Annotated in this window: 18 protein-coding genes; 5 read left to right on the top strand and 13 right to left on the bottom strand. The window is 41.0% G+C overall.

The genetic code is table 11. The features are described from left to right. Positions 1 to 216 precede the first annotated feature (216 nt). Positions 217 to 1,617: a hypothetical protein gene (locus QZ407_RS12150; RefSeq protein ID WP_295771400.1), complete on the bottom strand. Its 1,401-nt coding sequence runs from the start codon at positions 1,615 to 1,617 to the stop codon at positions 217 to 219. A 76-nt stretch (positions 1,618 to 1,693) separates the two neighbouring features. Here QZ407_RS12150 and QZ407_RS12145 point away from each other — a divergent pair, with 76 nt between their 5' ends. The 3 genes from QZ407_RS12145 to QZ407_RS12135 all read left to right on the top strand — a co-directional run bounded on the left by QZ407_RS12145 (position 1,694) and on the right by QZ407_RS12135 (position 3,139). Further along, on the top strand, positions 1,694 to 2,269 hold the full coding sequence (locus QZ407_RS12145) for a thymidine kinase (RefSeq protein WP_295771398.1): 576 nt from the start codon (positions 1,694 to 1,696) through the stop codon (positions 2,267 to 2,269). 67 nt (positions 2,270 to 2,336) lie between these two features. Then, a complete protein-coding gene (locus QZ407_RS12140) occupies positions 2,337 to 2,627 on the top strand; it encodes a putative quinol monooxygenase (RefSeq protein WP_295771396.1) in 291 nt (96 codons plus the stop codon). 143 nt (positions 2,628 to 2,770) lie between these two features. Then, positions 2,771 to 3,139, top strand: coding sequence for a response regulator (locus tag QZ407_RS12135; RefSeq protein WP_295771394.1), 369 nt, complete (start codon positions 2,771 to 2,773; stop codon positions 3,137 to 3,139). A 108-nt stretch (positions 3,140 to 3,247) separates the two neighbouring features. Here the strand turns inward: QZ407_RS12135 and eno are convergent, their stop codons facing one another. From eno to rpsF, 8 genes are all read right to left on the bottom strand, one after another. Continuing rightward, a complete protein-coding gene (eno, locus tag QZ407_RS12130) occupies positions 3,248 to 4,543 on the bottom strand; it encodes a phosphopyruvate hydratase (protein ID WP_295771391.1) in 1,296 nt (431 codons plus the stop codon). A 164-nt stretch (positions 4,544 to 4,707) separates the two neighbouring features. Further along, entirely contained in the window at positions 4,708 to 5,397 is a 690-nt protein-coding gene (locus QZ407_RS12125; protein ID WP_295771389.1) for a DUF2490 domain-containing protein, read from the bottom strand. 73 nt (positions 5,398 to 5,470) lie between these two features. After that, positions 5,471 to 6,565, bottom strand: a complete 1,095-nt coding sequence (locus tag QZ407_RS12120) for an ABC transporter permease (RefSeq protein ID WP_295771386.1) — start codon at positions 6,563 to 6,565, stop codon at positions 5,471 to 5,473. A gap of 76 nt (positions 6,566 to 6,641) precedes the next feature. After that, complete coding sequence (locus QZ407_RS12115) at positions 6,642 to 7,403, bottom strand: ABC transporter ATP-binding protein (RefSeq protein WP_295771384.1); 762 nt, start codon at positions 7,401 to 7,403, stop codon at positions 6,642 to 6,644. Between the two features lie 158 nt (positions 7,404 to 7,561). Next, complete coding sequence (mtgA, locus tag QZ407_RS12110; RefSeq protein ID WP_295771382.1) at positions 7,562 to 8,257, bottom strand: monofunctional biosynthetic peptidoglycan transglycosylase; 696 nt, start codon at positions 8,255 to 8,257, stop codon at positions 7,562 to 7,564. Positions 8,258 to 8,407: 150 nt separating this feature from the next. Then, a complete protein-coding gene (gene rplI / locus QZ407_RS12105; protein ID WP_157543158.1) occupies positions 8,408 to 8,851 on the bottom strand; it encodes a 50S ribosomal protein L9 in 444 nt (147 codons plus the stop codon). An 18-nt stretch (positions 8,852 to 8,869) separates the two neighbouring features. Then, positions 8,870 to 9,133, bottom strand: coding sequence for a 30S ribosomal protein S18 (gene rpsR, locus QZ407_RS12100; RefSeq protein WP_107831271.1), 264 nt, complete (start codon positions 9,131 to 9,133; stop codon positions 8,870 to 8,872). A 2-nt stretch (positions 9,134 to 9,135) separates the two neighbouring features. Then, the gene (gene rpsF / locus QZ407_RS12095) at positions 9,136 to 9,498 is read right to left on the bottom strand and encodes a 30S ribosomal protein S6 (protein WP_157543157.1); all 363 of its coding nucleotides are present in this window, start codon (positions 9,496 to 9,498) and stop codon (positions 9,136 to 9,138) included. A gap of 193 nt (positions 9,499 to 9,691) precedes the next feature. Here rpsF and QZ407_RS12090 point away from each other — a divergent pair, with 193 nt between their 5' ends. After that, positions 9,692 to 10,315: a hypothetical protein gene (locus QZ407_RS12090; RefSeq protein WP_295771373.1), complete on the top strand. Its 624-nt coding sequence runs from the start codon at positions 9,692 to 9,694 to the stop codon at positions 10,313 to 10,315. Between the two features lie 55 nt (positions 10,316 to 10,370). Here the strand turns inward: QZ407_RS12090 and QZ407_RS12085 are convergent, their stop codons facing one another. Further along, entirely contained in the window at positions 10,371 to 11,456 is a 1,086-nt protein-coding gene (locus QZ407_RS12085) for a hypothetical protein (RefSeq protein WP_295771370.1), read from the bottom strand. A gap of 171 nt (positions 11,457 to 11,627) precedes the next feature. On the opposite strand from QZ407_RS12085, the gene QZ407_RS12080 reads away from it, so the two are divergent. Beyond that, positions 11,628 to 13,550 (top strand): DNA polymerase III subunit gamma/tau, encoded by a 1,923-nt coding sequence (locus QZ407_RS12080; RefSeq protein WP_295771367.1) that lies wholly within the window; start codon positions 11,628 to 11,630, stop codon positions 13,548 to 13,550. Between the two features lie 96 nt (positions 13,551 to 13,646). Here the strand turns inward: QZ407_RS12080 and QZ407_RS12075 are convergent, their stop codons facing one another. The 3 genes from QZ407_RS12075 to QZ407_RS12065 all read right to left on the bottom strand — a co-directional run bounded on the left by QZ407_RS12075 (position 13,647) and on the right by QZ407_RS12065 (position 15,369). Then, complete coding sequence (locus QZ407_RS12075; protein WP_295771365.1) at positions 13,647 to 14,141, bottom strand: hypothetical protein; 495 nt, start codon at positions 14,139 to 14,141, stop codon at positions 13,647 to 13,649. An 80-nt stretch (positions 14,142 to 14,221) separates the two neighbouring features. Then, on the bottom strand, positions 14,222 to 14,917 hold the full coding sequence (locus QZ407_RS12070) for a hypothetical protein (protein WP_295771362.1): 696 nt from the start codon (positions 14,915 to 14,917) through the stop codon (positions 14,222 to 14,224). A gap of 2 nt (positions 14,918 to 14,919) precedes the next feature. Then, the gene (locus QZ407_RS12065; protein ID WP_295771359.1) at positions 14,920 to 15,369 is read right to left on the bottom strand and encodes a hypothetical protein; all 450 of its coding nucleotides are present in this window, start codon (positions 15,367 to 15,369) and stop codon (positions 14,920 to 14,922) included. Positions 15,370 to 15,473 lie beyond the last annotated feature (104 nt).

Below are 15,473 nucleotides of genomic sequence, written 5' to 3'. Positions count from 1 at the left end.
ATAAAGTATATAGAAGTAGTAGGGTTTTTGTTTAAAATTTTTGTAAATGACATTGCGATCAGATTTTGCTTTGCCGTAGGTTTTTGTCTGATTGCAATTTTTATACGACAGGGACATATAGTAGTTACAAGACGGCCCGCGTTAGGATGAAGATATAATTTAAAAGTATGCATTAAGCAAAAAAGCCCGCCTGTTTATAATCAGGCGGGCTTTTTGTTATTGTGGAAATCTTCTGCGTAACACGGCGTAGAACTTGTCTACAGTTGAGGGTTTTTCCGTCCAGTGATTTTTAGTCACATAATTCATTTTTAGAAATTTATCGGCTTCTTCAAAGTTTTTGCAACGGTTTAGTATTTCAATGGCTTCATTGTAAGCCATTCCGTAGCCGTTGAATAATTCTTTTACAAACAGCATACGATCATTCAGGTTAATGGCCGATTTTACGTCGGTTACAGCAGACTGCTGCTGTGCCTGCTGCGGCTGAGTGGAGGCGTTACTTACCGTATCGCCACGAAGCTGTGCTGCAAGGCGCTCATGTAATGATAGCGGCTGCGCTTCCGGCTCTTTATGATCTGCAGCGGGTGTATGAGCATGAAACGTTTTTGGTTCCTCTGTGTAATGTTGGGTATTATCCGGCAACACAGGTGCCTTTTCCTCTGCAACAGGTACATTTACCTCTCGCTCGGCAAAGGTACTGGCTGTTTCCTCATCAAACTTTGAAGTTTGGTGTTCCGAAGCTTCAGGCTGTTCAGCGTCATTAAATTCTTCCGGGGCTTGATAGTTTGAATCAACGTTAGCCGGCACTGAATCGACTGGCTGCGAATTAAATGGCTGACCATATTTTTCCAGTATCGATTCATATGTTTCAGGTACGCTTTGTTCTTCTCTGGCTTCCTCTGCATGAGTTTCTTCCTCGGCCTCGGTCAGGTTAACGTGAGGAAATTCCGTTGTTTCATCAGTTGAGTAACTGCTCTGTATTTCAAATGTGCGCGGTTCTTCGCTTACCTGTGGTTCATTACGCACAAAGTTAAATTCGTTACGCTCATGAGCCGGTTCAATAGTTACATTATGTTCATTGTTATATTCGGTTGAGGCGGGTAGTATAATCGGTTTCTCAACTGAGGCAGTATCTGCATTCTCTTCAGGCTGCACATCGCTCTCTGCTTTGTTATCATTAACAAAATAAAACGGCTCGCTTTCAACCTGATGAGTTGTGGATTTATTCGCATTATGCTCATGATGAAAGGTTTCAATTTCAAACTCATCTTTATGCGGCTGAGCATCTGCGTTATTATTCTGGTAGTTTACGGCATCTTCAAAAAGCGGCGGTAAAATATTTGTTTCCTTAACGGCCGAAGCAGCCTCATGAGGTATATCATTGTCAAAATTAAGCTGCGCTGGCTCCTGATGTTCAGACAGGGCAGGAATAACGTTAAGATATTGGGCGTTGATTTTTCTTAAAATCTCGTTATGGTCTGTCAGGAACTTGGCATTAGCCGCAAAAAGTTCAAGTTCAAGATCATTTATATGAGCTTCCTGGGCTTGTAAGTATTCGTATTGCTCGTTCAGCTCTTTAAGGATATTGCCTATCTTTTTTAATATTTCCTGTTGTTTCATGTACGGATGTGTTGAAAATGTAGCTAATCAAAAGTAAGATATAATTCTGATATTAGCCCGCTGTAAAAGATTTGGAATGTTGTTTAGTGAAGATGTTTTTAGGAGGAGAAGTGAGCATGGCGGGAGTATTGAAGTGGTATGCGGATCAATGTTTTCGGGTAAAACCGAGGAGTTGATACGCCGGTTGCGTCGTGCCCAGATTGCCCGTTTGAATGTAGAAATATTTAAGCCAAACACCGATACCCGTTATGCTGAAGCTGAGGTGGTATCGCATAATCAAACCAGTATTCCATGCTCGCCTGTTGAAAATTCTTCATCCATCTTATTATTAGGCAGCAATGTGCAGGTAGTAGGCATTGATGAAGCCCAGTTTTTTGACGAAGAACTGCCCAACGTTTGTAATGCCCTGGCAAACCGCGGCGTTAGGGTTATTGTAGCCGGTCTTGATATGGACTATAAAGGCAAACCTTTTGGCCCTATGCCTGCAATTATGGCTATGGCCGAGTCTGTTACCAAGGTTCATGCGGTTTGTGTTAAATGCGGTAACCCGGCACTATATTCTTACCGGCTTGTGCCCGATGATAACCGCGTTTTATTGGGCGAGAAGGAGAGCTATGAGCCCAGGTGCCGGTCATGCTATCAACTGCCATAGCATACCGTTGAGTAAAGCGAACATTTTGTAGTTGAGGTTGGTTATATCTATATACTAACCACCAATTATGAGTACCAAAGTTATAGCCACCCTGCATTGTACTGCCGATGCAGAAGAGCCTTTTGAAATGGAGCTTAAACGCCTTGTTGAAGCTTCGCTGCTTGATGAAGGTTGCATTAAATATGAGCTTTTTCAATACGAGCAGGAAGATTGCCATTATATTATTATTGAGGAATGGCAGGATGATGATGCTTTGAAGAAGCACCAGGATTCACCCCACTACAAACATTTTTTGCGCATATCGCCGGTGTTGCTCAAAAATCCGGCGGAGGTTAAGGTACTTAAACGGCTTGTTTAAATAGTGTTGCTTTTTGCTTAAAATAAATGCTTTGCCGGCAAACAAAAAACGTAATTAATAATTATAAATGCGTAGAGGAACAAACTTAGCTTATTGGCTCAAATGTGCCTCTGCGCTTTACTATCATAATTCCGTTACATACCATGGCTAAGAAAGTACTACTTATTGAAGACGATAAAGACATCCGCGATACCATTGTTTATGCTTTAAAAGAGCATGATTATGAAGTTGTGGATTCAGAAGATGCCAAAATTTTAAAAAACGTAGCTGAAATTAACCCCGATCTTATTTTACTTGATAATTGGTTAACCGACTGGAAAAGCGATGCGAATGGTCAACAATTAAGTAAAGAACTTAAAAGCCATCCTGTTACCAGCCATATACCCATCGTTATTGTATCAGCGGTTAGTAACATAAAAGAAGTAGCTGAGGCCGGTATGGCCGATGGTTATCTAAAAAAGCCGTTTGAGCTAAGCGACTTATTTGCTATTGTTGAAAAACATATATCGTAAAGTAAATACAAGCTATATGCTATAAAACAAAAAAGCCACTTACTAAAGTGGCTTTTTTGTTTAAGCACACGGTTATTCAAATTAACCGTGTGACTTAATTACGAGTGATTACTTTTTTGCGTATTTGAAGTTTTTACCAATGAATTTTGCGTTAGCGCCTAATTCTTCTTCAATACGTAGTAACTGATTGTATTTTGCAATCCGGTCTGAACGTGATGCTGAACCGGTTTTAATTTGACCACAGTTTAAGGCAACGGCTAAATCTGCAATAGTAGCGTCCTCAGTTTCACCCGAACGGTGACTCATTACCGAAGTATAACCGTTAGTTTGTGCTAATGATACTGCATTGATAGTTTCGGTTAATGAACCAATTTGGTTTACTTTAACCAATATTGAGTTACCAATGTGCTGATCAATACCTTGTTGTAAACGGGTTACATTGGTTACAAATAAATCGTCGCCTACTAATTGAACTTTGTCGCCAATTTTTTCAGTCAAAATTTTCCAGCCATCCCAATCGTCTTCGGCCATACCGTCTTCAATTGAAATAATTGGGTATTTGGAAGCTAAATCAGCTAAGTATTGAGCCTGCTCTTCGCTGCTACGGATGGCACCTTTTTCGCCTTCGAACTTAGTGTAGTCGTATTTACCATCTACATAAAACTCAGAAGCAGCACAATCGAACGCTAAGCAAATTTCTTCACCTGGTTTGTAACCGGCTTTTTCGATAGCTTGTAAAATGGTTTCAACACCATCTTCGGTACCGCTAAAGGTTGGAGCAAAGCCGCCTTCGTCACCCACAGCAGTAGACAGGCCACGATCATGAAGAATTTTTTTCAGGTTGTGGAATACTTCAGTACCCCAACGTAATGCCTCAGAGAATGATGGCGCGCCAACCGGCATAATCATAAACTCCTGGAATGCGATAGGCGCATCAGAGTGTGAACCACCGTTAACAATATTCATCATTGGTATTGGCAGGGTGTTAGCGTTTACACCACCAATGTAGCGGTATAATGGCTGGCGGCTTTCCTGTGCGGCTGCCTTAGCTACTGCTAATGACACACCTAAGATGGCGTTAGCACCTAATTTACCTTTATTGTGAGTACCGTCAAGATCAATCATAATCTTGTCGATGCTGTTTTGCTCAAATACATCTAAACCTACCAGTTCTTTGGCAATAATATCATTTACATTAGCAACGGCTTGTAAAACGCCTTTACCCATGTATTTGCTTTTATCATTATCGCGTAGTTCAACTGCCTCATGTGCACCTGTTGAAGCACCCGATGGAACAGCCGCGCGGCCTAAAGCACCGTTTTCGGTTAATACTTCTACTTCAACTGTAGGGTTACCACGCGAGTCGAGTATCTGGCGGGCATGTACATCAATTATTAAGCTCATATTGCTATCAAGTTTTTGGTAAGTGTATGGTTATACAATTTATTGCGCGCTAAGATAAGCGCAAAATTATGACAATCAAAAAGTAAATGTGAATACTTAGTGTTGGCTTTACAATATCTTAATATGAAGCTTAGAGTGCTATTGAGATTTTCAGCGATGAAGTCTTATTTGGCTGCCTTACGTTGAATGTTGTAAATGGCATTCAGGTGTAAATAATATTTACGGTTACTGTTGGCCGAGCTATTAAACTGATGCAAGATGCCTGCGGTAATTGCAAAGGGCTTGGTTATCTGGTAACCAAGTAAACCGGCAAAACGGCTGCGCTCAAAATGAGGTTCTTTGTTATTGAAAAAAAGTTCGGCATAAACAATTCCATACAATGCCCCCGGCTCAACTTTGGGTTTGTTGATAGGGGTAATGGCGCTAAACCTGTACCTGAAGCGGTTACGATAGCCGGTGTTAAACCACCGCTGTTCGATGCGGTAACGGTGCTCAAATCTTATACGGCCTAAATATTGGTTTGATGTAAATTGCTGCCAAAACCTAAATTCTTCCAATTGTGGCCCGTCGTCAATATCTTCGAAATCATAAGTTATATAACGGCCGATACCAAGCAAGGCAGCATTATTTTTGTCAAAGTTGTAGCTTACCCCGCCTTTAACTTCATAGTAATAAAAAGTATTGGTAACGCCGTAGTTACGGTTTTGCGCTTCCATGTATCCGCCCCAGCGGTGCTCGGTGCTACCCGGTAAATTTATGGTCAGTACGTTCCAGCCACCTAAGCCGTTATATTGTGCTACTGCCGATTTGCAGATTGCTGTGATGAAAAGAATTATTACAAGCTTGCGAAACATATAACGGCTTTGTTAAGAAAAGATTAACAAAGGCGCAAATATATAGTAATATGAAATTATTGTTAAGAAAATATTATTCCCATTTAAAGGTTTTTATGGCTACTGCATAGATGCCTATGCCCCATATCAAAAGTATTAACAGCTGATGGGTAACATCGCCCAAGCCGGCGCCTTCAAAAGCTACTTTACGCATAGCATTATTTAAATGGGTAAGCGGTAGTGCATTACTAACAGGCTGTAACCATGATGGAAAGGCTGCGGTTGAGAAAAACGTTCCTGAAAGCAAAAATTGAGGTAAGGTGATGATGTTGGATAACGGCGGGATGCTGGTTTCATTTTTAGCAACACCTGATATGATGAAACCAAAACCCATAAATATAATTAAGCCTGCAAAGGAGAGCAGTAGCATGTTTAACACGGTTACTATGCCATTAACTAAGGTAAAGCCAAAAGCAAAATGGCCAACGCTTATAATAACAATAGCTCCTAAAAGGGCAAAGCTTACCCGTGCCAGCATTTCGCCCGTTATAATGCTGTACCGTTTCACCGGTGTAGCAAAGAAGCGCTTAATAACCAGGGTTTGGCGCAGGCTTAAAAAAACGAATGCAGTACCAAATACACCTATATTAAGTAACGAAAATCCTAACTGACCCGGCAAAATAAAGTCAATGTATTTATACTCGCGGCCCTTAATGGTTGTTTCCGTCATGGTGGCAACCTTTTGCGCATTGTTAGGCATGGCTTGTGTGTTAAATTGGTATAGTAAACTTTTGAGCATTGAGCGCAGCATATTCCCTTTCTCCTGAGATGCAGCTGTGTACTTTACATCAATAGTAAATGCAGGTAAGCCATTGCGCTTTTGTATATCAATAATGGCATCCAGGCTGCCTTTATCAAGATTTTTATTCATTTCGGCCTGGCTTTGCTTAGTTATAATGCGAACAACCTTGTAGTTTTTAAGTAGCTGGTATATTGGATTGAGCGTGTCCGAGCTTTTGGCTAGTCCTACATCAACCGATACCGCTCCGCCACCAATATTGGCAAAAATGACAATGAATATCAAGGGAAACAGCAGGCTAAACACCACTGCCGATGGGCTGCGGAATATTGAACGTAAACTGGCTTTTGCAATAGCAAGAGTTGCGCGGGTATTATTGTAAGAGGTCATTGGTTTAAGGTTGATTGAATTACAGAAAGGTTAGTTGATTGAGTGATTGCATTGATGCTGCTTATTTGCGAGGGTGCTACTCGCGCCATTCTTTGCCGGTAAGGTTAATAAATACATCCTCTAGGTTGGCCTGCTTTACTTGTTTTCTCCGTTCAAACCCGGCTGCTACCAATTCATCAATAAAACTATCCGGACTGTTGATGCCTACTATGCGACCGCCATCTACAAAGGCAACGCGGTCGCATAGTTCTTCGGCTTCATCCATATAATGAGTGGTAATAACCACAGTGGTTCCCGCACTTCGTATCTCGCGTATCAGTTCCCACAGGTTGCGGCGTGCCTGCGGGTCCAGTCCGGTGGTGGGCTCATCTAAAAAGATGATGCGAGGATTGTTGATTAAGGTTGTGGCGATTGAAAAGCGCTGTTTTTGACCGCCTGATAAGGTTTTATATTGAGCTTTGGCTTTATCAGTTAATGCAACCTTAGCAAGCATATCCATAGGGTTGATGCGTACACCATACAACCCTGAAAATAAGTTGAGCAGCTCAACAAGGTTCAGGCCCGGATAGTAACCGGCAGCCTGTAACTGAACACCTATACGCTGTTTAATCTGGTTGGCCTGTGTGTCTATCGAAAAACCATCAACCGTAACCTCACCCGAGGTTTTGGTTCGGAGGGTTTCAATAATTTCGAGGGTAGTGGTTTTACCTGCTCCGTTAGGACCAAGCAATCCAAAAATTTCGCCCTCGTATACCTCAAAGCTAATGCCTTTTACTGCGGTAAAGTTGGCATATTGTTTAACCAGATTGTTAACAGTGATAATAGGTTGTTTTGCCATGATGTAAAAGTACTATAGCTTTGCGCTTTTATAAAGGACTTTTCGGCGAATGGCTGCTTTTTAACGGTGAATGGTGGGAGCGGGGATGTAAAAATAAAAAAGGAGATGCTATACATAGCATCTCCTTTTTTTTCAGCGCAAGTCAAATAGGTTAGACGTTAAAAGTCTAATGGACCTAAACGTTTCATATTTTGCATTATTAAGTACCGCCTGTGTCTTATGAACTTAGTTGGATTAGTTGCTGAACGTTTTAACGGACTAGGAAATATGGCTGCAATAGCTGCGGCTTCGCGTCGCGTGAGGGTTGCGGCAGGCTTGTGAAAGTAAGCTTGTGCTGCGGCCTCGGCACCGTAAATGCCGTCGCCCATTTCTATTACGTTGAGGTATACCTCCATAATGCGCTGCTTGCTCCAGAAGATCTCGATTAACAAAGTAAAGTAAGCCTCAAACCCTTTACGCACCCACGAGCGACCGGGCCACAAGAAAACATTTTTGGCGGTTTGCTGCGAAATGGTACTGCCACCAATTACTTTTTTACTTTTAGCATTTTTCTTAATAGCGCGTTCAATGGCTTTGAAGTCAAAACCGTTATGCTCTAAAAAAGCCTGATCTTCACCCGCAACCGCAGCTTTCTTCATGTTAATTGATATCTCATCAAAATCTTTCCATGTTTTATCAATTTTCCATGTTTTGCCGTCGGCCTTGCGCTCAAAGCCACGGGTAATCATAAGCCAGGTAACAGGAGGATTAACCACTTTGTAAAGCAATACCCAAAGTATCGTAATACCAAAAAAGGCTATCAAAAATATTTTAACAAAATACCAGATGAGTTTTTTTATTCCAGTGAGTACCATGGTGTTCTTTCCCAAACCTCTATCAAGAGAGAGGTTCAGGTGATTTCTAATTTTTTGCTAAAATAACAAAGCCCTCTCCATGCGGAAAGGGCTTTTATTAATATTTTCTTTCAAGTTCGAAATTCACATTCCGAAATGTGAAATCAAAAATTACTCAGCTACAACTTCAAAAGGAACCTGTACTTTAACCTCTTTGTGAAGGTTTAGTGTTGCGGTATATTCACCAACAAATTTAGGATCCTCGTTGAAAGTGATGCGACGACGGTCAACATCAAAGCCTTGGTTTTTCAAAGCGTCAGCTACCTGGATAGTGTTAACAGCACCAAATATTTTACCGCTTTCGCCGGCTTTAGCACCAATTGTTAATTTAACACCTTCTAAACGGGCAGCAACTTCGTCAGCATCCTTACGGATTTTGTCTTGTTTAAACTGAGCTTGTTTCAAGTTTTCAGCTAGAACTTTGCGTGCCGATTCGGTAGCCAGGATACCATAACCTTGAGGAATTAAAAAGTTACGACCGTAACCGGCTTTTACTTTAACTACTTCGTCTTTCTCGCCGAGGTTTTTAACGTCTTGTTTTAAAATAATGTCCATTTTGTTAATCCTCCTTTATTATTTTAACGAGTCGGTTACGTAAGGTAATAAACCAATGTGACGGGCACGTTTAACAGCCTGAGCCACTTTACGCTGGAATTTTAATGAAGTACCGGTTAAACGACGTGGTAATACTTTACCCTGGTCATTAACAAACTTTAATAAAAAGTTAGCGTCTTTGTAATCAATGTATTTGATACCGTTCTTTTTGAAACGGCAGTATTTTTTGCGGTTATCGTCCACTTTAGGAGCGGTAACGTATTGAATTTGATCGTTTGCCATAATTAAGCTGCAGCCTCCTCTGTTTTAGGTTTTTTGTTGAAAGCGCCGCTACGTTTTTTCTCGTTGTAAGCAATGGCGTTTTTATCTAAAGCAATGGTCAGGAAACGCATAACACGCTCATCGCGTTTAAATTCAATCTCCAGTTTATTGATTAATTCACCCGGAGCGCGGAATTCGGTGAGGTGGTAGTACCCGGTCGATTTTTTTTGAATCGGGTACGCTAATTTTCTCAAACCCCAATTGTCCTCTTGAACAATTTCGGCTCCGTTATCGGTAAGGATCTTGCTAAATTTGGCAATTGCCTCTTTAGCAGCCTCGTCTGATAACAACGGGGTTAGAATGATTACGGTTTCGTACTGTTGCATTTTAATACGTTTTGTTAATTAATTCCCGTACAAAACGGGGACGCAAATGTAGAAATAAATCATTTAATATGCAAGGCTTTTAAATGTAATTCATTGACTGAATGCAGGGAGTGTAAAGGAGTTGCCAGCTTTACAATGCAAACTGACACGATATACTTATATTAGTAGGCTTAATATTTTCAAAGCTTATCACATGAAAACTTTTTTACTTGCGGCTTTATTGTTCCTTTTCGCCGCTTTTAACGTAAATGCGCAAAATAAAACCCCCGGCCCGGTTGAGCAAAAATTGCTTGATAGTTTGTGTGTTGGTTTGGCAAAAATAGACTTAACCAAAATAAGCACCAAACAAGAGGCAAATGATGCATTTATGGATTGTTTCACGAGCTATGCTTTTTTGCTGATGGATGTAGCCAAAGAGCGGGGTGTTGAGTTTGGGGATAATGCTGCAATGCATCAAATAGGAACTGATATTGGTGCAAGTTTACTTAAAAACAAGTGTTCGGCCTTTATGAAACTGGCTACACTTATGGCCGGTTCAGATAGTAAAGTAAATAGCGGTAGCGGCGTAACGCAAGGCAAATTAAAACGCATAGATAATAAAGGTTTTAACTATTTTATAATTACAGATGCTGCAGGCAAAGAACAGTCTTTTATTTGGCTAAGGCAATTTGCCGGTTACGAGAAATTTACAGGTTCACCAGTTACTTACGCCGGAAAGAAATTAAAGATAAAATGGCAGGAAATGGAAGTATACCTTCCCGGTGCTAAAGGGTATTATAAAGTTAAGGAAATTAGCCAAATAGAAATTTTGAAGTAAAACATGTGCGTATGTAGTAGAGCTTGTAAAATGTAAAAGCAAGCTTAAAAGAGCATCACTTATCTTGATTTAGTTTTAAAAGATGCAAATAACCATTTAACCAAATTTCAGGGCTTTTGGTAGAAGTTTGGATTTCCGACGTTAAGGCGTTATTTCTTTTCTTCAAAAAGTTGCGTTGCGTAGCAAATTTTTGCGGACTAAAATTACCGTGATTATCTATAAAATCTTCAATCATATTGCCGCTGGTGTATTGCTGCATTTGTATTTTTTGCTTCAACTCGGCCAGTTGCTTTTGCAATATTTTGTTGTAGCGTTTCAACATAATGTCGGCCATATTCGTAGCCTCGGTTTCATTTTCATCCAAGTATCTGATCTGTAATTTCAAGAGCGTATAAAAGTCTTTTTCCTGGTATGCTTTGGTAACTTCTTTTACAATCTCGGTATTTAGGTTCTGCTTGTCTTCATCACGTTCCAAATCAGGATGGAACTTTTTTATTAACCGCATGTATACGCTTCGTGCATCACGATGCAGGAGTTTATCATCTGCTTCTTTTCTTGCGGCAGTTTTATTGTCTTTACTCCAATCCTGCACTGGTTCGCTTTCAATAACAGCAGTTGGTTGCGTTTGCCTGGCTTTTATAAAGTGATGCCTGTTTTCGGTAAAGTAGTTTTCCTCACCTTTTTCAACCAACTCTTTAAAGTTGATATTAAAGCCGTAAACTTGGCTGAATTTTGCCGATGTAAACTGCTCTTCGTAATGTCTAACAACATCGTCTGCATTGATATTGCTATATTTAAGCAACAGAGCCGCAAGTAGCGTATCCTGGTAGCCAAATCTTTTAAGTAAAAACCTTGATGTTTCAGCCATATAAGCATCCAGCAACCCCTTGTTTTGTTTGCCCATAACTGATTTATTTGCAGCGCCGTCAATAGCAAATACCAATTTGCGCAGCAGCGCATAATATCGCTTGGTTAGTGGCTCTAACTCAGCGGTCACTTTGGCTTGCGCTGTTTGCAGGCTGCTTTGCAAGTTGTTGTTGTATTGCTGCTGTTCTTGTAACTGGCTTAACAGTTTTTCATATTTTACTTCTGCTTTTGATTTGATATGTTTTGCATTATTTCTGCGGATGATGGGTTTCATGATATGCGCAATTTGGGCAAAATGCGCTTAAACAACAAACGGTTAAAGTTTGTAGCTCAATAGCATTGTAAGTAGTTTCTTTGCTTTACTGTGCCGGTTTTTGGCCACTTACTGTACCTCATTCCCTTCTCGCTATTTTCCCTTTCGGCAAATTTGCCTAACTTAGTGGCTGTGGATAATTTTATTGTTTCGGCCCGTAAATACCGTCCTGTTACTTTTGAAAGCGTTGTAGGTCAGCAACATGTGACCAACACTCTAAAAAACGCAATCAAAAATAATCAGCTGGCGCAGGCATTTTTGTTCTGCGGGCCGCGTGGGGTGGGTAAAACAACTTGTGCACGAATTTTAGCTAAAACCATTAATTGCACCAACTTACAACCTAATGGTGAAGCTTGTGGCGAGTGTGATTCGTGCCGTGCATTTCAAAACGGTAATTCTTTTAACGTACATGAGCTTGATGCCGCATCAAACAATTCGGTTGATGATATACGCAGCCTGATAGAACAGGTACGCATACCGCCTCAAGCAGGCCGTTACAAAGTGTATATTATTGATGAGGTTCACATGCTATCGCAGGCGGCATTCAATGCTTTCCTGAAAACGCTGGAAGAGCCGCCCAACTACGCCATATTTATATTAGCCACAACCGAAAAGCATAAGATACTCCCAACCATACTTTCGCGTTGTCAGATATTTGATTTTAACCGCATCCGGGTAGAGGATATGGCTAATCACCTTGCCTCCATAGCTCAGAAGGAAAGCATAGGTTTCGAAGACGACGGTTTGCACATCATTGCCCAAAAGGCCGATGGTGGCTTGCGCGATGCGTTGTCAATGTTTGATCAAATTGTAAGCTTTTCGGGCGGCAAGGTTACCTATCGGTCGGTAATTGAAAACCTTAATATTCTCGATTACGATTACTACTTTAACGTAACCGATAGCCTGCTTAAAGAAGATACCACCAACACGCTATTGCTGTTTGATGAAATTCTCACAAATGGTTTTGATGGCAGTCACTTCATTACAGGTTTAAGCGGCCACCTGCGTAACCTGTTAGTAGCTAAAGATAGTTCCACGTTAAAGTTGCTTGAAGTAAGCGAAGGCATAAGGCAAAAATACTTACAGCAATCACAACAGGCCAGCACGTCATTCCTGCTATCGGCCATGAATATTGCCAACCAGTGTGATTTAAACTACCGTTTAAGTAAAAATCAACGATTGCAGGTTGAGCTTGCCTTACTTAAAATATGTCATTTGCAAGCAGCTTTTACTGCAGCCAGTATGCCAGCCGTTAACGGTCAGGACTTAAAAAAAAACTCTGAACCAAACGTAAACGCGCCGCAAAGTGCACCAAAACCACCGATAACCGAGCCTGTTGCAGCAAATACGGCTCCGATACAGCCGGTTTCAGCATCAGCGCAATTGCAGGAGCCTAAGCAAACTTACCAGGCTACGCCATCTTTAAGTGCTACTCCTTCAATAACGGCTACACCTTCTCTGTCAGGTGCTACCGGTAGTAATGAGCCAAAATCAGCTCCGGTGCATCAAACCGAGTCGTTGCCATCTGCTTCGCCTCAACCTGAGGCCGAAAAGGCAGCTGCGGCAATTCGTCCCTTAGCTTCATCATTATTAAGTACACCTTCTTTAAGCCCGTCTTTAAAGGGAGGTTTAGCGGGTGGTACCGTAATTGAAGAAGAGGAAGACCCTTATATATACGGTACTGATAAGGAAAACTTTAATAGTGACGATTTTTTAAAGTGCTGGAATGATTATGTAGCGAAGGTAAAGGCCGAAGGTAAATCAACCCTTGTGGCCATACTTACTACAAGTGCGCCCGTTATGACGCAGCCTTATGTTTTTGAACTAATTATAAGTAACCGTACACAAGAGGCAGTTTTCAGGGATGAGAAGCCCGGGTTGATGAATCATTTACGCACAACGCTGCGCAATTTTGATATTGAGGTGAACACCAAAGTAGATGAACTGGTTGTGGTGAGAAAGCCTTACACGGCTATAGAGAAGTTCCAGCATATGGCAGCCAAAAACCCGCAGCTTCTTGAGCTAAGAAAAACTTTTGGATTAGACTTCGATTAATAGCCATTAAATAGAAAAGAGGTATAAAATAAATTGACTATGCATTACTGCAACCTCAAGTTACTTTATACCTCTAACAAATTTATTTATAACTTCTTATTTTAAGAAGTCATCATCTTCGTTCTCACCGCTAATATCGCTGTCGGTTTTTTCAGCACCTTCGGCAAGGTCGGCATCATTTTTCGGGTAACCTTCTTCGTCAAGGTCTTCGCGGTCATCTTCGGGCGTACGGGCCAGGGTTTCGTCAACCGGGTCCAGTTCTACAATCCTTCCGCTGTCAATATGCATACCTAAGCCTTCGGCATCGGTTTCTAATGAGCGGTTTTTGTCATACTCACCCTGTGTATCATAAGGGTTGGCTTCGTCATAGCTCGAATCGAAATCGCTGCCACCCGGGGCTGCTGTATCAAATAATTGAGGCGGATCATAATCCGGATCATCGCTTTCAACAGCAATTTCGTAGCTGTCGGTATCCGGGTCGTATTTTAAATCATGGGCTGAAGTTTCTTCACCCAGTTCGTCTTTCATTTTTTTGTCTCTGTCCAGGTTTTCATCATTAAAACCAGGGTAGAAGGTATCGTCGTTTTTCATACAGGTTTAACTTTGTTGTAATGAATTAACATCAATAATCCATCCAAAGTTTTAACCCGTAAAACTTAAGTTTGCCTGTTTTACTTGCGTATAGGTTTACGATAAGAGGTAAAGCCGCCAATAGCAAAGCGCATTCCTACTACAAACTGCGAATAAACATCCTTGCGTATACCTGCTTTAATGCCGTCTAACTGATCGCCTAAAACGTAATTCAGCTGATAGCCTAAATCAACCTTTATAAACGGCTCATCATAGCTGTTAAAAACCTTAAACTCATATCCGGCTTTTAAGGGAATAAAAAATTCGCTGCTTGAATTACGGCCTGATGATGTATAATCGGGGATATAAAGTGAAGAACGGTTAATTTCAGACATGTTGTTATAAATAACACCTACGCCACCGCTAACATAAATGTTGCGCAGTGCATTCATTACAACATTGTTATTATAACGGATCAATTCGCCAGCCTGAACTTGCGCCCTGAAACTAACTGCGGTATAATTATTTTTAAACTCGCGCCCCGATAATGTTCTCACTGAATCTCCGCCAGCTAAGCGGCCAAACTGCACTTCAGCAATATAATTTAAGAAAGGGGTATGGTTATACGCAAACACCAAATGTGCTGCGGGCGTACCTGTAACCGTTTCAGCATCTGTATAAGCATAATTCAAAGCTGCAGCAAATCCTAAATCATATTGCCCGTACATATAGCCCAGCTGCGCTTTAGCCAACAGGGTAGCAAAGCATATGCATAGCGTAAGTAGTATTTTTTTCAAAACTATGGTAAGCGGTTATAGGTGTAGTAATTAATGATAGTTACAGATGAGCCTGCTTCGTTGGTATTAATAGTTTCAACAAGCTCCATTTGCGTAATAGATAGTGCCGCAACATTATACCTTATAAGCAAATCGCCGCTCTTAAATGCCAGCGTTGATGCCGCTGTATTGGCAGAGTAATAGCCTTGAAACAGTTTTTGGTAAATAGTTGATGATAGTGTGGCCCGGTTATCGGCCTCAAAAATAAAATAATCGTTAGCGGTGCCAATCAACGGACTGGAGTCGGGCTCTTTATCGCCATCAATGTATTTCTCTGATTGCATGAAGGCTAAATTCCACTTGCCAAGTAATTGCGTATTTCGCAGGCTTGCAGGTAAAACTGGCGGGTCTTGCTTGCAACCCGTATTTATTACAACGAGGGCAAGCAATAAAAAACCGTAAATCTTTTTCATCCGTTTCTATATCCGCCTTAAAATTAACATTTTATTTAAATGTGGCCAATTTTTGATGATATGCCGCAGGCAAAAAGTTTAACTTATAAAGTGGCAGGGCAATA

This window comes from uncultured Mucilaginibacter sp. (assembly GCF_913773635.1).
In the GTDB taxonomy this organism is placed as follows: domain Bacteria; phylum Bacteroidota; class Bacteroidia; order Sphingobacteriales; family Sphingobacteriaceae; genus Mucilaginibacter.
The sequence above is the reverse complement of the archived record's forward strand: the minus strand, read 5'-3'. Positions and strand labels throughout refer to the sequence as shown.